Origin of the sequence: Acuticoccus sediminis (assembly GCF_003258595.1) — a bacterium.
Taxonomy (GTDB): domain Bacteria; phylum Pseudomonadota; class Alphaproteobacteria; order Rhizobiales; family Amorphaceae; genus Acuticoccus; species Acuticoccus sediminis.
Genome location: NZ_QHHQ01000003.1, coordinates 1 through 18,855, shown reverse-complemented (window position 1 = coordinate 18,855; position 18,855 = coordinate 1). Strand labels below are relative to the sequence as shown.

Genomic DNA, 18,855 nt, shown 5'->3' with positions numbered 1-18,855 from the left:
CTCAGTGATTCCTAAGGGCGTCGATCAGCTCGCCCTTCGACATCTTAGAGCGGCCGTCGATGCCGATCTGCTGGGCGCGCTCGTAGAGGTCGTCCTTGGTCATCTCCTCGTAGGGAGGCGCCTTGCCGCCCTTCTTGGAGGGCTGGGAGCCGTTCGCCCTCGCGTTGGCGATCCGGGCGGCCTTCTCCTTGCTGGCTCCGTCGCGACGCAGCGCCTCGTAGGTCTCATCGTCCTTGACCGACGGCCCGGGGTCGTTGCGCCGTGCCTGCTTTGCTTTCGCCTGCTTTGCCATGGCTTCACCACGCTTGCGATCCACAAACGTTCCGCGGAACGAATCACCAACCCGCGATTCGGGCGATTCGTTCCAGCGATTTGTCAAGCCTTGTTGGGGGCGTCCCCGATCCGGGGTCGGGGCGGCGCGCGGCCGGGCGGGTTAGCGGCCGGCGGTCGGCCGCCCACCGACCTTGGTGACGAGGTCGCTGTCGAGGTGACGGGCGAGGAGCTCGTCGAACTCGCCGCTGTCGCGCATCCGGTCGAGCGCCTCGTTGAGGGAGCGGACGAGGTCCCCGGCCTGCGCGCCCACCCCGATCACCGCGGTGCGGGCGAGGTTGTTCTCCCCGTCCGAGGCGGCGGAGGAGAAGCGGAAGCCGTCGCCGATCGGCGTCGACAGGAACTCCCGCCGCGCCGTGATCGCCGGCGAGAGCACGCCGTCGAGGCGCCCCAGGGCGAGGTCGATCCACATCCCGTCGGCGTTGGGATAGAGGTGCACCGCCTGCGGGTCGCGGTAGAGCTTGCGCAGGTACTCTGCCTGCGCGGTCCCGGCGATCGCCCCGTACGTGGCGTCGTCGTCCTCGACGTCGCGGCGCCGGTCGCGCGGGGTCACGAAGCGCACGGTGAGGCCGAGGTAAGGCTCGGTGAAGCTGATCGAGGCGCCCGGCTGCGCGGTGATCGCGGTCGTGGCGACGGCGAACGCGACGCGGCGGTCGACGAGCGCCTGCACGATATCCTCCGCCGACATCGGCATCAGCTCGCAGCGCGCCTGCATCGTGCGGCAGAGCGCGTTGGCGAGGTCGACGTCGAACCCGGTGCGGACCCGGAACCGGCCCAGGTAGGAGAACGGCGGCGCATCGTCGAGGATGGCGACGGCGTAGGTCGGCGCGGAGGTCGTCGCCGGGACCTGACTGATCGAAGGCGCGGTCACGCTGAGGGCACCGGCGGCCGCGGCGGCATCGCTCGCGCCCTGGTCGCTGCCGGACGTATCGGGCGGGGTCGAAATGCCGAGCGCACCGGCTGCCGTCGCGGCGGCGTCCGCCCCGTCGTCCGCGCCATCGCCGGACTGGTCCGGCGGCGAGTTGATGCCGAGGGCGCCCGCGGCGGTGGCGGCCGAGTCCGGCTCGGTCCCCTCCCCGCCATCGGCGGCCTCAGGCGGCGAGGTGATCCCCAGTGCGCCGGCGGCCGTCGCCGCTCCGTCGGGCTCGTCGCCCGCCTCGCCCGGCTGCTCCGGCGGCGAGGTGATGCCCAGCGCGCCCGCGGCGGTCGCGGCGGTATCCGGCTCGGCGCCCTCGTCGTCCGGCTCATCCGGGGGCGAGGTGATGCCGAGCGCGCCTGCCGCCGTCGCCGCCGAATCCGGCTCGTCGGAATCCTCCGCGCCGCTCTCGGCGGCGGCGGGGCTGGCCTCGGAGGCACCGGCGGTGCCGGGCGCGGCAGCGACGGGGGCCGCCGCTCCGGTGCCGGGTTCAGCGCCCGCCGCTTCCGGAGCGGGGGCGCCGGCGGCCGGCTGGTCGGTTTCGCTGTCGGCGATCTCGATGTCGCGGTCGCTCTGAGTGGGCGGACCGCTGAGGCCGATCGCGGCCGCGCCGGCGGCTGTGTCCGGCGAGAGCGGGAGCGTCTGCGCGGCAGCGAGCGTCGTCGAAAGAGTGAGGGCGATCAGCCCAGCGATACAACGTCGCATCAATCCACCTGTCGGCTCGCGCGGCGAACGGCGCCACCGATCACCTGCGCCGTGGTCTCGGGGGTGGTCTTGCCGGTCAGCATGTCGCGTACCGCGGCAGCCACTTCGTCGGAGAGATCGAGATAGTTCGTGCCGTACCGCAGGATCGGCGGCGGCACCATGTGGTCGAGGTTCTGGCCGATCCGGCGGAACACGGGGCCGAGGGCCTGGATGTCCGGATCATCATAGAGCGCCGGCCAGGTCGGGGCGATCCCGTACTGGAGCGCCGCACTGCGCTGCTCCGCCTCCGAGGTGAGGAACTGGGCGAGCTGGGCCGCCGCCTCGGAATTGCGCGAGTGGCGCGACACGCCGGTATACCATGTCGTCACCAGCAGCGGCGCACGCGGGGCCGCGCTCGACGCCTGGGGCCGCAGGACCGCCTCGAAGTTGTCGGCCAGCGGCGAGCTGCGGACGGAGGTCAGCGCGGTCGACCGCGCCACAAGCGCCGCCGCGCCGCCGCCGGTGAAGTCGGCGATCGCCTCCTGCGAGCTGGTCGACACCATGGACGCCGGCGTGATCGAGCCGATCGCCCCGTTCATGAGGTTCAGCGCCTCCAGCAGCGCGTCATGGTCGGTGAGGTCCGTGGCGCCGAACGAGAAGAGCCAGTCGAGGAACAGCGGGAAGAGCGTCGGCCCGGCACCGCCGAAGGCGAGGCCGTTGGCGCCGTCCGCCGGTGCGCCGAGAAGGCTCTGGCGCAGGTCCGACCACGCCTGGAGGTCCTCGGCGACCACATCGCCGCGCAGGAACAGGAGCGTCACCGCCATGTGCTGCGGCAGGCCGACCAGCCGCCCCGCATCCTCCCCGGCCTTCAGCACGGACGGCAGAGCCTCCCCGTCGGGCGGGGTGGGCAAGGTCGCAAGGTCCGGTCCCAGCGCGGGAACCCAGGTGTCCGGGAACTGCAGCACGTCGATTCGCGTACTCTGCACGTCGAACAGGGCCCGATAACGCTCCAGCGCGTAGCGGCCGGTCGCGTCCGCCGTGACGACGCGCACGTTGTGCCCAGTTTCCTGCGAGAAGCGCGATGCGCTGTCACTGCAGGCGGACACGGCCTGTCCGACCGACAGGCACACCAGCGTCAGATCGGCGGCACGGGCCGGTAGCGAGGCGAGAACCAACGCGGCAAACAGAAGCAGACGCACGCCAAAACACTCCAAGTCACACACCAAGGAACGGCGCGGACCCCGACAGGCGCGACCCGACGATCGCCTTGCAGAGGTTGTCTACGCCGCCCGGTCGTCTTAGTCCCACCCTAGCCGTCGCCACAAGGTGCCGGTCCGCCCTGATCTGACCGCGTCGCGAGTTCACAATGGTCCCCACTGTATTTCGTACGTGCCTCGCCCTCCTGTTTTCCCTGGTTCTGCTGGGGTCGGCGACAGCCCAGACCGTGGATCTCGCCGCGCTGAAGCGGCATCTCAACGGGATCGAGCGGGACCTGCGCAACATCGACACGGCGATCGAGCGCCAGCAGGCCGAGAACTCCCGCATTATCAGGGATTTGAGCCGCACGACCGAGGATGAGGGCGACGTCACCTTCGAGGAGCTGCGCCAGGCGCAGTTCGAAGTCGACATCGCCCAGACCCGGCTCCTCACGCTGGCGCACCGGATCACCGAGCACGGCCAGCGCATCGATCAGCTCAACTCGTCCATCGTCTCCTCCTCCGCGTCGATGCGAACCACCGAGCGTGACACATTGCAGCGCCTTGTGGATGAAGCCGCGCTCGACTGGCGCGACCGAATTCGCAACGCTTCCAACCAGATGATGGAGCGGCTGCAGACCTACCAGGCACTGTCGGCCGAGTACCTGAACCTGCGCGAGGAGCAGCTCGACATCCTCCAGCGCCACATCAGCCTCGACGCGCTGGACGGTGTCGGCGACATGGAGGAGAGCCCGGTCGTCACGCGCCTTCGCGCGCTCGTGGACCAGCTCGGGCAGCAGGCGCTGACCCTCTCCAACGAGGCGTCGGCCATCGACGACGGCAACCCGATCGCCGTGCAGCGCCGCAACCTGCTGCGCCTGAGGGCCGACGAGGCGCTGCTTCGCTCCAACACCCGCCTCACCGACATCGCCATCGTCGAGTCGCGCAGCCTGCTGGACGCACTGCGGCCGATCCGCTCGGAGCCGTCGATCCCCACCCGCCTCTTCGTGGAGGCGATCGACGAGCTGAACGCCGCCGACGCCACCCTCGCGCAGCGGGCCGAGACCATCGATCTCAACCGCGACGGATTGTCGGACCTCGCGCGCATCCTCTCCGAGCCGACGCAGGACGCCACGCAGGCGGAGGCCCTGCGCGAACGCATCTCCGGACTGCGCAGGCTCCTCAGCACCCAGGGGCGCGAGATCGCCGACCTGCGCGAGGAGCTCGCCAACGAGATCGCCGCGCTCGACCGGGAGCGGACCGCGCGCGACCGCGCCGAGCTCCTCACCCGCGAGACCGCGCGGACCGACAAGGCGGCCCGCGAGCGCATCGCCGCCGAGATCCGCACCATCCCGAACGAGCTCCGCGACATCTACGAGGGTCGCTACCGCGAGGTGCGCACCGCCGTCGCCGTCGCGCCGGAGCGCATGCTCGCGGTCTTCGGCGGAATCGTCGTGCTGCTCCTCGCGGCGACGATCTACCTGCGCCACTTCCTGCTGAAGTCCTTCGTCCGGTCGGATGCGACCCGGGCGACGGAGATTCCCCTCGAGGTGGTCCGGCGCAACCTCTACTGGCTGCTGCCGATCGCGGTCTGGTACAGTTTCGCGACGATGTTCTCGATCTCGACGTCGACGACGCTCGCGATCCTGAAGGTCCTCGCCATTCCCGCCGTCGCCGCCTCGCTCCGCGACCTGACGCAGGTCATCGTCTCGTACCAGACCTACGGACAGCAGCGGCGCATCGGCAAGATCATCACCCGCGCGACGGAAATCGCGGTGGTGCTGTCGGCGGTCTTCGTGCTCGCCTACGTCGTGCTCGGCGAGGTCGACCTGCTGCCGACGACAGAGACGGCCATCAACCGCCTCGCCTACTCGGTCTTCGTCCTCTCGGGCCTGCCGATGCTGCTCTTCGTGTTCTTCTTCAGCGCGTCGCGCGGGGGCGGATCGTACGGGCGCATCCGGCGGATCGTCGCGGCCTTCCTGTCGCTACTGCCGCCGACGGCGCTCATCGCCACGGGCGTGACCGGCCTCCTCGGCTACACCCGCCTCGCCCTGGTGATGCTGGAGAACCTCGCCTTCGCGATCACCATCGTGGCGGCGATGGCGCTGGTGCTCGGCATCATGAACGACCTCATGGAGGGCGTCACCGCGCGGATCCGCGCCAGGGACCCGGCCCGGGCCTACTTCGCCCGCGCCAACTTCCTGGTGCCGCTCAACCGTGCGGCCCAGCTCGGCCTCGTCGTCATCACCGCCTGGATCTGCATGGAGGTGTTCGACTGGACGGTCGAGACCCCGATCATCCACGAAGCGGTCCAGGTCTGGCGCACCACCGTCTTCACGGTCGGCAGCACGCAGTACACGATCGGCAAGGTCATCCTCGCCGTCCTCGCCTTCGCGTTCGTGTTCTGGGTCGCGGGCTGGAGCCGCCGCGTCGCCTACACGATCATCTTCGGGCGCCTGAAGGACATCGGCATCCGCCAGTCGCTGTCGGTGTTCGCCCAGTACGTGGTGGTCGTCCTCGGCGTGCTGCTCACGCTGTCGGCCATCGGCTTCGACGTCACCACCCTCACCGTCTTCGCCGCCTCGCTGGGTGTCGGTATCGGTTTCGGTCTGCAGAACGTCGTCAACAACTTCATCTCCGGCCTCCTCCTCCTCGTGGAGCGGCCGCTGCGGATCGGCGACATCGTCACCGTCGGCGCCAATTCCGGCACGGTGATGCAGATCGGCATCCGCTCGATGCGCATGAAGACGTTCGACGAGTTCGACCTCATCGTGCCGAACTCTGCACTGATCTCGGACACGTTCACGAACTGGACGCGCACCAACTCGGTGATGCGCGTCATCCTGATGGTCGGGATCGCCTACGACGACGATCCGGAGCTCGCGATCAACCTGGTCTATCAGGCGCTGCAGGAGCACGAGGGCGTCCTGAAGTCGCCCGCGCCGATGGTGACGGTCGAGGAGTTCGGCGACAACTCGATCAACCTGCGCGTCTGCTACTACATCGACCTCTACGGCAACTTCTCGGGCTTCACGGTGAAGTCGCAGGTGCTGACGCGCGTGGTGAAGAGCTTCGCCCAGAACGGCATCACCATCCCGTTCCCGCAACGCGACGTGCACATGATCGCGCCCAAGCCGGTCGCCCTCGCGCAGGACGGGACCCCGGTCGACGTCGTCCCGCAGAGGGAGCCGCAGCGCGAGAACAACGAGTGGATCGGCGACGCCATCGAGGAGGTCACCGGCGGCGGCGATGCCAACAAGGACGGCTTCTAGGGCCCCCACGGGGGGGCCCCGCGGCGGGGCGACCCGCGACGTGCCGCCGGACAACTGGCGGGATCCGGGCCCCACAGGACGCCGGGAAACGAAAAAGCCGGCCCGCGAGCATCCTCGCGGGCCGGCTTTTTCATGGGGCGGTTCCGGATCGGCCTGAGGCGGCCATCGCGGCGTTCTGCCGGTGCCGCCTCAGGGGGGCGGGTCCCCCGACGGCAGCCCCCGGCGGGGCTATCGGCGGACCGGAGAGCCTCAGAGGAGGCTCAGGAGCATCCGGACGGCGGTAACCGCGAGGAAAATCGCGAAGATGCGGCTCAGCCACTCCTGCGGGATCGTGTGCGCCAGCTTCGCCCCGATCGGCGCGCACAGCATCGACAGCGGCGCGATCAGCGCGAAGCCGATGAGGTTCACGTAGCCGACGCTGCCGGGCGGCAGGTCCGGCACGTTCCAGCCGCCGATGGCAAAGCCGATCACGCCGGGCACCGCGATGATGAGGCCGATGGCCGCCGCCGTGCCCACCGCGCGGCGGATCGGAACTCCGCACAGCGAGAAGATCGGCACCGACAGGGAGCCGCCGCCGATGCCCATCATCGTCGAGACGCCGCCGATGATCATGCCGATCCCGGTGATGCAGGGCTGGCCCGGCAGGTGGCTGGCGAGCTGGCGGCCCTTGAAGAAGGCCATGTGGATCGCGACCAGCAGCGCCACCGAGCCGAAGATGGCCGTCAGCGTCTGCGCGCTGGCGGCCGTGCCGGCGACGACGCCGATCGCCACGCCCAGCACCACGCCGCCGCCGACCTGCTTCAACAGATCCACATCGACGCCGCCGCGTTTGTAGTGAGACCGGGCGGAGACGATGGAGGTCGTGATGATCGTGGCCAGCGAGGTCGCGACGGCCAGATGCATCCGAATCTCGCCGTCGACACCGGCGACGGGGAGCAGATAGAACAGGACAGGCACGATGACGATACCGCCACCGACCCCGAGGAGGCCGGCGATGATGCCGCCGATCGCGCCGGCGATTGCAAGGATGACAGCGAAGAAGAGAAGATCGAGCACATGGACCTCAAAGGCAGGGCTCAGGCCTTGTGCGCCGGACCCCGCCAAGGTGCAAGCGTCCCGGACCGATTTGCTGGATCCCGGCGATGAACGCCGACCTGCCTGAGGGCGTCCGTGTCTATGCCATTGGCGACGTTCACGGCTGCGCCAAAATGCTGGACCGCCTGCTGGCGCTGATCGACGAGGATCTCGCCGCGGACCCCGCCACGAGCGTCGTCGAGGTCTTCCTCGGCGACTACGTCGACCGTGGACCGGACTGCGCCGCGGTCCTGAAGCGCGTCGGCGAGGAGGTGCCGGGGCGCGAGCGCGTCCGCCTGATGGGCAACCACGAGCAGGCGATGATCGCCGCCCTCGCCGACGGCACCATGATGAGCCGCTGGCTCGCCTTCGGCGGCGATGCCACGCTGCGCTCCTACGGCATCGAGCCGAACGACTGGAAGCACGACCCGCAGGCGCTCCAGCCCATCGTCCAGTCGGTGCTGCCCCGGCGTGATCTCGAGCTGCTGACGCGCCTCGCCTACTCGCACCGTATCGGCGGCGTCATCTTCGTCCACGCCGGCATCCGCCCCGGCGTCCCGCTGGAGGAGCAGTCGAGCTCCGACATGATCTGGATCCGGGAGGAGTTCCTCACCCACTCCGGCCCGTTCCCAGCCTTCGTCGTCCACGGGCACACGCCCGTCGACGCGCCCGAGGTGACGCCCTGGCGCGCCAACGTCGACACCGGCGCCGTTTACGGCGGCGCGCTCACGGCGATCGTGCTGGAGGCGGGCCGCCGCCACCGCTTCCTCAGCGTGCCCCACGGCTGAGCCGGCTCCGGGTCCGGCCCCCCGCGCGGCGTCAGAGTGCGCCGAGCTCCTTGAGCTTGCGGCGGATGGAGAGGAGGTCCTGCCAGGCGCGCCGCTTCTCGCCGGGTGTTCGCAGCAGGTAGGCGGGGTGGAACATCGCCACCGCGTCGACCTCGCCGTCGCCGGTGTCGAACCGCACCCAGTTGCCGCGCTGACGCATGATGCCGGTATCGGTGGAAAACAGCGTCTTCGCCGCCGCGCCGCCCAGCGCCACCAGCACCTTGGGCCGCACCAGCGCGATCTCGCGGCGCACGAACACCTCGCACGTCGCCGTCTCGATCGGACTCGGCGTGCGATTCGCGGGCGGGCGCCAGGGAATGACGTTGGAGATATACACAGCCTCGCGCGTCATCCCGATCGCCGCGAGCATCTTTTCGAGGAGCTGGCCCGAGCGGCCGACGAAGGGGCGCCCGGCCTCGTCCTCGTCCCGCCCCGGCGCCTCGCCGACGAACATGATCGGCGCCCCCACCGGTCCCTCGCCGTGACAGGTGGAGCGCGCCAGAGCCTTCAGCGGACACCCGTCGAAACGCGCCAGCGCCTGGTGCAGCGCGGCCAGATCCGGGGCGGTCCGCGCGACCTCGCGGGCGGCGTGGACCGCCTCGTCCTCCACCGCCGGCGCCGGCTCGTCGACCCAGTCGTCGCTGTCGGCCAGCGGCATATCGTCGAACGACGGTTCCTCCACCGCGACGCCCTCGGCGAAGCGGTTCTGCGGCGTTTCGGCGAGCATGACCGTCACACCGCAGGCGCTGAAGAAGCCACGGAGCGGATCGCGAGTGTGTTGAGGCTCTTCCATCGCGGCCTACCTTCGACGTAGACAAAGCTAAAGCATGATGACGCGGCCTCCAAACCGCGCCGACGACAAGGGGAGCCCATGGCTATCGAGCGCGAGCGCATGGACTATGACGTTGTGATCGTAGGCGGAGGCCCGTCCGGGCTCTCCACAGCGATCCGCTTAAAGCAGCTCGCCGCCGAACGCGAGGAAGAGCTTTCCGTCGTCCTGGTGGAAAAGGGCTCGGAGATCGGCGCGCACATCCTGTCGGGCGCGGTGATCGACCCGTCCGGCCTCGACGCGCTGATGCCCGGCTGGCGCGAGGATCCGGACTGCCCGCTGAAGACCGAGGTGACGCGCGACGTCTTCCGCTACCTCGGCCCCGCCGGCAGCCTGTCGCTGCCGAACTTCGCGATGCCCTCCTTCATGCACAACCACGGCAACTTCGTCGGCTCGCTCGGCGACCTGTGCCGCTGGATGGGCGCGAAGGCCGAGGAGCTCGGCGTCGAGATCTATCCCGGCTTCGCCGCCGCCGACGTGGTGCGCGACGAGGCCGGCACGATCATCGGCGTCGTGACCGGCGACATGGGCGTCGCCAGGGACGGCTCAGAGAAGGACGGCTACACGCCCGGCATGGAGCTGTGCGGCAAGTACGTCGTCCTCGCCGAGGGCGTGCGCGGATCGCTGTCCAAGCGCATCATCAAGGAATTCAAGCTCGACGAGGGCCGGGAGCCGCAGAAGTACGGCCTCGGCATGAAGGAGATCTGGCGCGTCCGCCCGGAGGTGTTCCAGAAGGGCCTCGTCGTCCACACCATGGGCTGGCCGCTCGACAACCAGACCGGCGGCGGCTCCTTCATGTACCACTACGGCGACAACCTGATGGCCGTCGGCTTCGTGGTGCACCTCAACTACAAGAACCCGAATCTGGACCTCTTCCGGGAGTTCCAGAAGTTCAAGACCCACCCCGACATGGCCGAGTACTTCGAGGGTGCGACGCGTGAGGCCTACGGCGGCCGCGCCATCTCCGAAGGCGGCTACCAGTCGGTGCCGAGGCTCGCCTTCCCGGGCGGCTGCCTCGTCGGCTGCTCGGCCGGCTTCGTCAACGTGCCGCGCATCAAGGGCAACCACAACGCGATGCTGACCGGCAAGATGGCCGCCGAGCACATCGTCGCGGCGCTCGCCGAGGGCCGCGCCAACGACACGCTGCAGAGCTACGACGACGCCTGGCGAGGCTCGCCGGTCGGCCGCGAGCTCTACAAGGTGCGCAACGTGAAGCCGCTGTGGTCCCGCCTCGGCACCGCGCTCGGCGTCGCCGTCGCGGGGGCGGAGATGTGGGTCAACCAGCTCATCGGCACGTCCCCGCTCGGCACGCTCAGCCACAGGGGGCCGGACTTCGCGCAGCTGAAGCCCGCCGCGAAGTGCCGCAAGAAGGAGTACCCGAAGGTCGACGGCGTGATCGTCTTCGACCGGGCGTCGTCGGTGTACCTGTCCAACACGAACCACGAGGAGGACCAGCCGGTCCACCTCAAGGTCCAGGACATGGAACTGCAAAAGAAATCCGAGTTCGATGTGTACGGAGGGCCCTCGGCGCGCTACTGCCCTGCGGGTGTCTACGAGTGGGACACGGAGGGGACGGAGCCGCGCTACGTCATCAACGCGCAGAACTGCGTGCACTGCAAGACGTGCGATATCAAGGACCCGAACCAGAACATCACCTGGGTGCCGCCCGAGGGGGGCGGCGGCCCGAACTACCTCGGCATGTAGGCCTTAAGGAACGACGATGGCAGATCACGCGACCCCGCTCTTCCACAACACGATCGGTGTCCGGAAGGTGACGATCGGCGCCAAGCGCTTCATGTGCATGGGCGCCCTGCCGCCGTTCGACCACCCGCACGAGTTCCTCGACATGGGTGGCGACACGGAAGCGATCTGCCCGTACTGCTCCACCGTCTACGCCTACGACCCCTCGCTCGGCGAGCATGACGCCAACCCGTCCGAGTGCATCACCGACGCGAAGATCGCCCGCGGGGTCGGCGTCTAACCTTGTTCGTCGTCATCGGAGCCGGCATCGCGGGCCTCGCCGCGGCGCTGGCGCTGGCCGACTTCGGCGAGGTGCTCGTGCTCGAGCGCCGCGCCGAGGAAGCCGCCAACGCCGGCGCGGGCATCCAGATCGCCCCCAACGCGTTCAAGGCGCTCACCGTCCTCGGCGCGCAGGAGGACGTCGCGTCCGTCGGTACCCGTCCCGACGCGCTCGTCGTGCGCGCGGCGGGGCAGGACAGGCCGCTCGTGCGCCTTCCCTACGGCGAGGCGATGGTCGAGCGCTACGGCGCGCCGTACTTCACGCTCTCCCGCTCCGCCCTCCACAAGGCGCTCCTGACCGCGTGCCTGCGCCGCGGCGTCGTCGTGCGCTACGACCGGCCGATCCAGAGCGTCCGGCAGACCGCCGACCACTGCACCGTCGACGGCGCCGCCGTGGAGGCGAGCCTCGTCGTCGCCGCGGACGGCGTGAACTCGGCCACGCGGCACGCCCTCACGGGGGACGCGCCCGTCGCCACCGGGTGGATCGCCTGGCGCGGCATGGGCAGCCGCTCCGGACAGTCGACCGAGCTCATCCTCGGCGCCGGCCACCACCTCGTCCGCTACGGCCTCAACGACGCCGACGCCAACTGCGTGCTCGTCGCCCACGAGAAGGACCGCGGCCCGGCGGCGATCGCCGGCACGCAGATGGGTGCCGCCATCGCCGACGTCACCCAGTGGACGCCGTGGCCGATCTCGGTGCGGCCGAACCACGTGTTCGGCGCCGGCCGCGTCGCCTTCGCCGGCGACACGGCGCACGCGATGCTCCCCTTCCTCGCCCAGGGTGCCGCGATGGCACTGGAGGACGCCGCCTGCCTGAAGCGCGCCGTCGCCGACCACGGGGCGACGCCCGAGGCGGTGTCGCGCTACGGCGCGATGCGGCAGGCCCGCACCCGGCGCCTCGCAGCGATGTCGGAGCAGCAGGGCCGCATCTATCACATGGCCTTCCCGCTCGACCGGATCCGGAACGCGGCGATGCGGCGCCTCGGCCCGAGCGCGATCCTGAAGCGCGTCGACACGGTGTATTCCTGGTCGCCTGACTAGATTTCGCCGATATTGCAATGGCGAGCCGGCTGAATATCCGCGCCGGCGGATGGCATGCCGTTCGATGAATCCGGCCGGAGCGCAAAACACTCCGACCGGGTATAAGGTTGTCCCTGCCAGCTATTGATGGTTAGTTGCCGCCGTTCGCACCGAAAGGACGACGGCATGACCCGCATTCTCGCCGCGCTCACCGGCGCAATTGCCCTGTCACTTGCCGTGATGGCAACGACCGTGCTGCCGTCGGGACCGGCGTCGGCGCAGACACCGCCCGGCGTGCTGGTGGTCGGCCAGGTGGCCGAGCCCAAGTCGCTCGACCCCCACGCCGTGACCGCGGTCAACGACTTCCGCATCCTCGTCAACCTCTACGACGGGCTGGTGCGGTTCGCCGACGGCACGCTCGACGTCGAGCCGGCGCTCGCGGAGAGCTACGAGGTGTCGGACGACGGCCTCACCTATACGTTCAAGCTGCGCGAGGGCGTCTCCTTCCACGACGGAGCGCCCTTCGACGCGGAGGCCGTGGTCTTCAACTTCGAGCGGATGCTGAACGAGGACCACCCCTTCCACGACACCGGCCCCTTCCCGCTGTCGTTCTTCTTCTCCGCGGTCGACACGGTCGAGGCGACGGACCCGATGACGGTCACCTTCACCCTGAAGGAGCCATACGCACCCTTCCTGTCGAACCTCGCCTACCCGACCGGACTCATCGTCTCGCCCGCCGCCGTCAAGGAATACGGCAAGGACTTCGGCCGCCATCCCTCCGGCACCGGCGCGTTCCACTTCGTCGAATGGCAATCCAACTCCCGCGTCGTGGTGGAAAAGAACGCCGACTGGTGGGGCGGAGAGCCGCCGCTGCAGGCGATCGTCTTCCGTCCGATCACCGACGGGAACACCCGCCTCGCGGAGATGCTGTCCGGCGGCATCGACGTCATGGTCGAGACCCCGCCCGACGCGCTCGCCCAGTTCGAGGACGACGCGAGCTTCAAGGTCTACGAGCAGGCCGGCCCGCACCTCTGGTTCCTGATCCTCAACACCAAAGAGGGCCCGTTCGCGGACAAGAAGGTGCGCCAGGCGATCAACTACGCCATCAACAAGGGCGCGCTCGTCGATTCGATCCTGCAGGGCACCGCCGAAGTCGCCGCGGGACCGACCCCGCCGGCCTTCGCCTGGGCCTACGACGAGAGCCTCGAGCCCTATCCCTACGACCCGGACAAGGCGAAGGCGCTGCTGAAGGAAGCCGGTTACGACGGCAAGGAGCTGACCTTCTACGTCACCGAGGGCGGCTCGGGCATGCTGGATCCGATCGCCATGGGCACCGCGATCCAGGCGGACCTCGAGGCGGTCGGGATGCCCACCAGGATCGAGACCTACGAGTGGAACACCTTCCTAGGCCAGGTGAACCCGGGCCTCGAAGGCAAGGCCGACATGGCCGAGATGGCCTGGATGACCAACGACCCGGACACGCTCCCCTTCCTCGCCCTGCGCACCGACGCCATGCCGGACAAGGGCGGCTTCAACTCCGGCTACTACTCCAACCCGGAGGTCGACACGCTGCTGGAGGAGGCCCGCACCGCGACCGACCAGGGCAAGCGCGCCGAGCTCTACAAGGAGATGCAGCAGATCGTGCACGACGACGCGCCCTGGGCCTTCATCGCCAACTGGAAGCAGAACGCGGTGACGAGCGCGCGCGTCGAGAACTTCAAGCTGCAGCCCTCCTTCTTCCTGATGCTGCAGGAGGTGGCCAAGAACTGAGGGCGGACGGGACCCCGGCCTTGGCGCCGCCGGCGCGCCTCGCGGCGATCTGCGCGGCGCTCCCCGAGGCGGTGCGCCGCCCGGCCCGGGACGATCCCGCCCTCCGCGTCCGCGGCACCCCCCTCGCGCTGCTCGTGGCGCTCGGTGGCCGCCCGTCGTTCCGGGTGGACGTGCCGTCGGTCCGGGGTAACGTGCCGGAGGGGAGCCGCGACATCCTTCTCGGTGCCGATCCGGGCCGCGTCCCCGCCCCGCTTTTTGCCGGACACCGGCACTGCGCGGGCGTCCGGCTCGGCGGCGATCCGGACCGGGACGACGTCAGGACCCTCGTCATCCGCAGCTCCGCCCTAGTTGCTCCCGGACGACTGCTTCGAACCCTTCAGGAGAAGGCGCCCTGATGGCCTCGACGATTGTGTGGCGGCTTCTCACCGCAATCCCTGTCCTCTTGGGACTCACCGTGATCGTGTTCGCGATCATGGCGATGATCCCCGGCGACCCCGCGACCGCCATCCTCGGCTCCTACGCGACGCCGGAGAACGTCGAGCGGCTCAACGCCCAGCTCGGCCTCGACCGCTCGCTGCCGGAGCAGTACGTCATCTGGCTCGGCAATATCCTGCACGGCGACTTCGGCCGCTCGTACTCGCTGAACCGCCCCGTCATCGACGAGGTGCTGGAGCGTCTCTCCGCCACCATGCTCCTCGCCGGAACCGCGCTGGTCGTCGCGACGATCGCCGGGCTCCTCGCCGGGGTCGTCTCGGCCGTCCGGCAGTACGGGATCGCCGACAAGGTGCTGACCTTGCTGGTCCTCATCGGCATCTCGATGCCGGCCTTCTTCCTCGGCCTTCTCCTCATCCTCGGCTTCGCGGTGCGCTGGCGGCTCTTCCCGGCGAGCGGCATGACGGCGATCTACGGCGGCGGCGGGCCGCTCGACGTCGCCCACCATCTCGTCCTCCCCGCGCTCACCCTGGCGGTGGTCGCGACGGGGGTGATCGCCCGCCTCACCCGCACGGCCATGCTGGAGGTGCTGCGCCAGGACTTCATCCGCACCGCGCGAGCCAAGGGCGTTGCCGAGCGCAAGGTCATCGCCAGGCACGCGTTCAAGGCCGCGCTGGTCTCGGTCATCCCGGTGATCGGCATCCAGGCCGGCTTCGTGCTCGGCGGCGCGGTCTACGTGGAGACGGTGTTCCAGTGGCCGGGCATCGGCTCCATGCTGGTGACGGCGATCTCCACCCGCGACATCCTCCTCGTCCAGGGCGGCGTCCTCGTGGTCGCGGCGGCGTACGTCCTCTTCAACCTCGCCGCGGACGTGATGCAGATGGCGATCGACCCGAGGCTGCGCTGATGGCCGTGACCGACACCATCGCGCCGGCTGCGCAGCCGAGCCGCCCGACCTCCTGGCAGCTTCTCTTCAACAACGCTCTGGCGACGGGCGGTCTCGTCGTCATCGCGCTGATCCTGGCGCTGGCGCTCCTCGCCCCATGGCTGCCGCTCGCCGATCCCAACGCCACCGCACCCGCCGCCCGCCTGACGCCGCCGCTGACCGACGGCTTCCTCCTCGGCACCGACGCGCTCGGCCGGGACATCCTCTCGCGGCTCGTCTGGGGCACACGGGTGAGCCTCGCGGTCGGCCTGACGGCGACCGCCATCGCCGCGCTCGCCGGCTCCACCATCGGCCTCGTGGCCGGGTTCGTGGGCGGACGCGTCGACGCCGTCCTGATGCGCGGCATCGATATGGTGCTCGCCTTCCCCTACATCCTCCTCGCCCTCGCCATCGTCGCCGCGCTCGGGCCGGGGCTGATAAATGCGCTCTACGCCATCGCCATCGTCAACATCCCCTTCTTCGCCCGCAACGTGCGCGGCCTCGCCCTCGGCCTGTCGCGGCGCGAGTTCGTGGACGCCGCGCGCCTCTCGGGTCGCGGCGGAACAGGGATTCTGCTGTTCGAGGTGCTGCCGAACGTCCTGCCCGTCATCGTCATCACCATGTCGACCACCGTCGGCTGGATGATCCTGGAGACGGCGGGCCTCTCCTTCCTCGGCCTCGGCGCGCAGCCGCCGCAGGCCGACCTCGGCTCGATGCTGGGCGACGGGCGCACGGTGCTCTTCAACGCCCCGCACGTCGCGATCATCCCGGGTGTGATGATCTTCATCCTCGTCATGAGCATCAACCTGCTGGGCGACGGGGTCCGCGACGTGCTCGACCCGCGCCTCAAGTCCGGCGCCCTCGCGCGGCCCGGCGCCCGCACCCGCGTCGACCGCGGCGCCCCGCCTGCGCCGGCCCGCGACGGTGCACTCCTCGACATCGTCGGCCTGCGCACGATGTTCCGCGTCGGCAGGAGCCGGGTCCACGCGGTCCGCGGCGTCGACCTCCACGTCGCGGAGGGGGAGTGCCTCGGGATCGTCGGCGAATCGGGGTCCGGCAAGTCGGTCACCGGCATGTCCGTGATGGGCCTCGTCCCCTCGCCGCCTGGTGTCATCACCGAGGGCGCGGCCTACTTCCGCGGCCGGGACCTCTTCGACCTGCCGGACAAGGCGCTGACCGCCATGCGCGGCGCCGCCGTCGCGTACGTCTTCCAGGACCCGCTCTCCACGCTGCACCCGCAGTTCACCGTCGGCCAGCAGCTCGCCGAGGCGATCCGCGCGCACGCCCCGGTCGGGCGGCGGGCGGCGCGCGAGCGCGCGCTGGAGCTGCTGGAGCTGGTGCGCATTCCCGGGGCGGCCCGCCGCCTCGACGCCTACCCGCACGAGCTGTCGGGCGGGATGCGCCAGCGCGTCGGCATCGCCATGGCCCTCGCGAACGCTGCCGACGTCCTCGTGGCGGACGAGCCGACGACGGCGCTCGACGTGACGGTGCAGGCGCAGATCCTCACCCTCATCAACCGCCTGCGGCGCGAGCAGACCGTCGCCGTCGTCTTCATCACCCACGATTTCGGCGTCGTCTCCGCCGTAACCGACCGCGTCGCTGTGATGTACGCCGGCGAGGTGGTGGAGACCGGCCCCACCGGTGCGGTCCTCGCCGCGCCCGCCCACCCCTACACCGAGCGGCTCATCGCCTGCGTGCCGGTTCTGGGCGAGCCTGACCGCGAGATCAGCGCGATCCCCGGCCGCCCGCCGTCGCTGGTGGACCCGCCGCGAGGCTGCGCCTTCGCCGACCGCTGCCCGCGCGCCGACGCCGCCTGCCGCGCTGCGCCGATCCCTCTCGCCGAGATCGGGCCGGCGCGGACCGCCCGCTGCATCCACCCGCTGGAGACGCCGGCATGACCGCCCCGATGCTCCGGATCGACCACGTCACGCGCCTCTTCGGCGGCGGGCGCACCCTCCTCGGCCGCCATCGGCCGGTGGTGCACGCGGTGCGCGGGATTTCGCTGGCGGTGGAGCGCGGCGAGACGCTCGGCGTCGTCGGCGAATCGGGCTGCGGCAAGACGACCTTCGCGCGGATGATCGTCGGCCTCGACGCGCCGACCGACGGCACCATCGAGGTCGCGGGCGCCGCCGACGATGCGGCGCGCCTCTCGGCCGTGCAGTACGTCTTCCAGGACTCGGTCGCCTCCCTCAATCCGCGCAAGCGGGTCCGCGAGGCGCTCTCGGTCCCGCTGACGAAGCTCGCCGGGCTCGGCGGCGCGAAGCGGGAGGCCCGGCTCGGCGAGCTGATGGAGATCGTCAACCTCGACCCCGCCTTCCTGGAGCGCTACCCGCACGAGCTCTCGGGCGGACAGGCCCAGCGCATCGGCATCGCGCGGGCGCTGGCCGCCGAGCCGGACCTCCTGGTGCTCGACGAACCCGTCTCCGCGCTCGACGTCTCGATGCAGGCGCAGGTGCTTCAGCTCCTCGCCGACCTCAAGGCACGGCTGTCGCTGACCTACGTCTTCATCAGCCACGACCTGTCGGTGATCGAGGCCGTGAGCGACCGGGTGGCGATCCTCTATTTCGGCAAGCTCGCCGAGATCGGGCCCGCCCGCGAGGTCTATGCCCGCCCGCAGCACCCCTACACCGCGCTGCTCCTCGCCTCGGCGCCTGCCCCCGGCCGCGCCCTGGAGGCGCCGGAGGAGGCCGACGCGACCCTGCCGGACCCCTACGACCCGCCCCCCGGCTGCGCCTTCGCCGCGCGCTGCCCCAGGGCGCAGGACGTGTGCCGCGAGACCGAGCCGCCGCTGGCCGCCCACGGCGCCACGGCGGCGCACCGGAGCGCGTGCCACTTCCCCCTGACCGGTGCCGCGCCCTGACCGACGCCGCGCCGGTCGCCGCCTCGAATGTCCGAGGCGCTACCTATACTTGCGTTGATCTTGCCGAGCCGGCGGACGCGTCCCGCAGAAATTGTGATGGCCCGCTGTCATTGAACTTAAAATCTTTTGATCTATTGTTCCGGCCACTCTCAAAATAAGGTGCATACCATGCTCCAGTATTTCAAAGTTGCCGCCGTCGCCGCCGCCCTCGTCACCAGCACCGCCGCGTTCGCGCAGACCGAGGCCGACTGCGAGGCCGCCATCCGCCAGACCCAGGCCGATGCGGAGAACGACGGCAACCTGCAGAACAACGACGACAAGTCGGACGAGCTGGCCACGATGCTTGCCGAAGCCGGCGAAGCCGGAATCCAGGGCGAGTACCAGAAGTGCCTGGACATGGTTCGCGACGCCCGCGGCGCCGCCGGTCTGTCCAACTGACGGACCACGGCACGGCGGCAGCCCCGCCGTGCCGTCCCGCCGGGCCTTCGGCGACGGCCCCGTCATTCCGCCGCCGACCCGGACAACGCCGTGGCGTGGAGCGAAACCGAAACGCTATACGCCCCGGTGAAATAAGTGATTAGCATGGCTGACCCGTCGCGCCGCCAAGGACCATGCCATGTTCAGCCGCCCCGCCCGCATCGTCGTCCTCGACCGCGAGACGCTGCCGCCCGAGATCACGCTGCGCGACCCCTCGTTCGCGC

Annotated in this window: 16 protein-coding genes; 11 read left to right on the top strand and 5 right to left on the bottom strand. The window is 70.1% G+C overall.

Annotation, left to right across the window (positions count from 1 at the left end):
* Position 1: 1 nt before the first annotated feature.
* The 3 genes from DLJ53_RS14350 to DLJ53_RS14340 all read right to left on the bottom strand — a co-directional run bounded on the left by DLJ53_RS14350 (position 2) and on the right by DLJ53_RS14340 (position 3,129).
* On the bottom strand, positions 2-292 hold the full coding sequence (locus DLJ53_RS14350) for a Rho termination factor N-terminal domain-containing protein (RefSeq protein ID WP_111346383.1): 291 nt from the start codon (positions 290-292) through the stop codon (positions 2-4).
* Positions 293-433: 141 nt separating this feature from the next.
* The gene (locus DLJ53_RS14345; RefSeq protein ID WP_111346381.1) at positions 434-1,951 is read right to left on the bottom strand and encodes a substrate-binding periplasmic protein; all 1,518 of its coding nucleotides are present in this window, start codon (positions 1,949-1,951) and stop codon (positions 434-436) included.
* Complete coding sequence (locus DLJ53_RS14340; RefSeq protein WP_162409221.1) at positions 1,951-3,129, bottom strand: extracellular solute-binding protein; 1,179 nt, start codon at positions 3,127-3,129, stop codon at positions 1,951-1,953. The genes DLJ53_RS14345 and DLJ53_RS14340 overlap by 1 nt, the downstream gene beginning before the upstream one ends.
* Positions 3,130-3,296: 167 nt before the next feature.
* On the opposite strand from DLJ53_RS14340, the gene DLJ53_RS14335 reads away from it, so the two are divergent.
* Positions 3,297-6,398: a mechanosensitive ion channel domain-containing protein gene (locus DLJ53_RS14335; RefSeq protein WP_111346377.1), complete on the top strand. Its 3,102-nt coding sequence runs from the start codon at positions 3,297-3,299 to the stop codon at positions 6,396-6,398.
* Between the two features lie 249 nt (positions 6,399-6,647).
* On the opposite strand, the gene DLJ53_RS14330 is transcribed toward DLJ53_RS14335, so the two are convergent.
* Positions 6,648-7,454: a sulfite exporter TauE/SafE family protein gene (locus DLJ53_RS14330; protein WP_111346375.1), complete on the bottom strand. Its 807-nt coding sequence runs from the start codon at positions 7,452-7,454 to the stop codon at positions 6,648-6,650.
* A gap of 86 nt (positions 7,455-7,540) precedes the next feature.
* On the opposite strand from DLJ53_RS14330, the gene DLJ53_RS14325 reads away from it, so the two are divergent.
* The gene (locus DLJ53_RS14325; protein WP_111346373.1) at positions 7,541-8,260 is read left to right on the top strand and encodes a metallophosphoesterase family protein; all 720 of its coding nucleotides are present in this window, start codon (positions 7,541-7,543) and stop codon (positions 8,258-8,260) included.
* Between the two features lie 31 nt (positions 8,261-8,291).
* Here DLJ53_RS14325 and DLJ53_RS14320 read toward each other — a convergent pair whose 3' ends face one another.
* Entirely contained in the window at positions 8,292-9,092 is an 801-nt protein-coding gene (locus DLJ53_RS14320) for a uracil-DNA glycosylase (RefSeq protein WP_111346371.1), read from the bottom strand.
* Positions 9,093-9,170: 78 nt separating this feature from the next.
* Here DLJ53_RS14320 and DLJ53_RS14315 point away from each other — a divergent pair, with 78 nt between their 5' ends.
* The 9 genes from DLJ53_RS14315 (at position 9,171) to DLJ53_RS14275 (ending at position 18,592) form a co-directional block, all read left to right on the top strand.
* Positions 9,171-10,832 carry an electron transfer flavoprotein-ubiquinone oxidoreductase gene (locus DLJ53_RS14315; RefSeq protein ID WP_111346369.1) on the top strand — a complete coding sequence of 554 codons (1,662 nt, stop codon included), beginning with the start codon at positions 9,171-9,173 and terminating at the stop codon, positions 10,830-10,832.
* A 16-nt stretch (positions 10,833-10,848) separates the two neighbouring features.
* Entirely contained in the window at positions 10,849-11,109 is a 261-nt protein-coding gene (locus tag DLJ53_RS14310) for a zinc-finger domain-containing protein (protein WP_111346367.1), read from the top strand.
* A 2-nt stretch (positions 11,110-11,111) separates the two neighbouring features.
* The gene (locus DLJ53_RS14305) at positions 11,112-12,188 is read left to right on the top strand and encodes an FAD-dependent monooxygenase (protein WP_162409219.1); all 1,077 of its coding nucleotides are present in this window, start codon (positions 11,112-11,114) and stop codon (positions 12,186-12,188) included.
* A 165-nt stretch (positions 12,189-12,353) separates the two neighbouring features.
* Positions 12,354-13,937 (top strand): ABC transporter substrate-binding protein, encoded by a 1,584-nt coding sequence (locus DLJ53_RS14300; RefSeq protein ID WP_111346363.1) that lies wholly within the window; start codon positions 12,354-12,356, stop codon positions 13,935-13,937.
* Positions 13,938-13,957: 20 nt separating this feature from the next.
* Complete coding sequence (locus DLJ53_RS14295) at positions 13,958-14,332, top strand: MmcQ/YjbR family DNA-binding protein (RefSeq protein WP_111346361.1); 375 nt, start codon at positions 13,958-13,960, stop codon at positions 14,330-14,332.
* On the top strand, positions 14,332-15,276 hold the full coding sequence (locus DLJ53_RS14290) for an ABC transporter permease (protein ID WP_111346359.1): 945 nt from the start codon (positions 14,332-14,334) through the stop codon (positions 15,274-15,276). Before DLJ53_RS14295 ends, DLJ53_RS14290 begins: the two co-directional genes overlap by 1 nt.
* The gene (locus tag DLJ53_RS14285) at positions 15,276-17,192 is read left to right on the top strand and encodes a dipeptide/oligopeptide/nickel ABC transporter permease/ATP-binding protein (RefSeq protein WP_111346357.1); all 1,917 of its coding nucleotides are present in this window, start codon (positions 15,276-15,278) and stop codon (positions 17,190-17,192) included. The genes DLJ53_RS14290 and DLJ53_RS14285 overlap by 1 nt, the downstream gene beginning before the upstream one ends.
* Positions 17,189-18,154, top strand: coding sequence for an ABC transporter ATP-binding protein (locus tag DLJ53_RS14280; RefSeq protein WP_111346355.1), 966 nt, complete (start codon positions 17,189-17,191; stop codon positions 18,152-18,154). Before DLJ53_RS14285 ends, DLJ53_RS14280 begins: the two co-directional genes overlap by 4 nt.
* 168 nt (positions 18,155-18,322) lie before the next feature.
* Positions 18,323-18,592, top strand: a complete 270-nt coding sequence (locus DLJ53_RS14275; RefSeq protein WP_111346353.1) for a hypothetical protein — start codon at positions 18,323-18,325, stop codon at positions 18,590-18,592.
* Positions 18,593-18,855: the final 263 nt, after the last annotated feature.

What these genes read in the sequence shown, in the direction of transcription:
- DLJ53_RS14350 (WP_111346383.1), bottom strand. Translation starts at nt 292, where the DNA reads ATGGCAAAGCAGGCGAAAGCAAAGCAGGCACGGCGCAACGACCCCGGG.
- DLJ53_RS14345 (WP_111346381.1), bottom strand. Translation starts at nt 1,951, where the DNA reads ATGCGACGTTGTATCGCTGGGCTGATCGCCCTCACTCTTTCGACGACG.
- DLJ53_RS14335 (WP_111346377.1), top strand. Translation starts at nt 3,297, where the DNA reads ATGGTCCCCACTGTATTTCGTACGTGCCTCGCCCTCCTGTTTTCCCTG.
- DLJ53_RS14325 (WP_111346373.1), top strand. Translation starts at nt 7,541, where the DNA reads ATGAACGCCGACCTGCCTGAGGGCGTCCGTGTCTATGCCATTGGCGAC.
- DLJ53_RS14320 (WP_111346371.1), bottom strand. Translation starts at nt 9,092, where the DNA reads ATGGAAGAGCCTCAACACACTCGCGATCCGCTCCGTGGCTTCTTCAGC.
- DLJ53_RS14315 (WP_111346369.1), top strand. Translation starts at nt 9,171, where the DNA reads ATGGCTATCGAGCGCGAGCGCATGGACTATGACGTTGTGATCGTAGGC.
- DLJ53_RS14310 (WP_111346367.1), top strand. Translation starts at nt 10,849, where the DNA reads ATGGCAGATCACGCGACCCCGCTCTTCCACAACACGATCGGTGTCCGG.
- DLJ53_RS14300 (WP_111346363.1), top strand. Translation starts at nt 12,354, where the DNA reads ATGACCCGCATTCTCGCCGCGCTCACCGGCGCAATTGCCCTGTCACTT.
- DLJ53_RS14290 (WP_111346359.1), top strand. Translation starts at nt 14,332, where the DNA reads ATGGCCTCGACGATTGTGTGGCGGCTTCTCACCGCAATCCCTGTCCTC.
- DLJ53_RS14285 (WP_111346357.1), top strand. Translation starts at nt 15,276, where the DNA reads ATGGCCGTGACCGACACCATCGCGCCGGCTGCGCAGCCGAGCCGCCCG.
- DLJ53_RS14280 (WP_111346355.1), top strand. Translation starts at nt 17,189, where the DNA reads ATGACCGCCCCGATGCTCCGGATCGACCACGTCACGCGCCTCTTCGGC.
- DLJ53_RS14275 (WP_111346353.1), top strand. Translation starts at nt 18,323, where the DNA reads ATGCTCCAGTATTTCAAAGTTGCCGCCGTCGCCGCCGCCCTCGTCACC.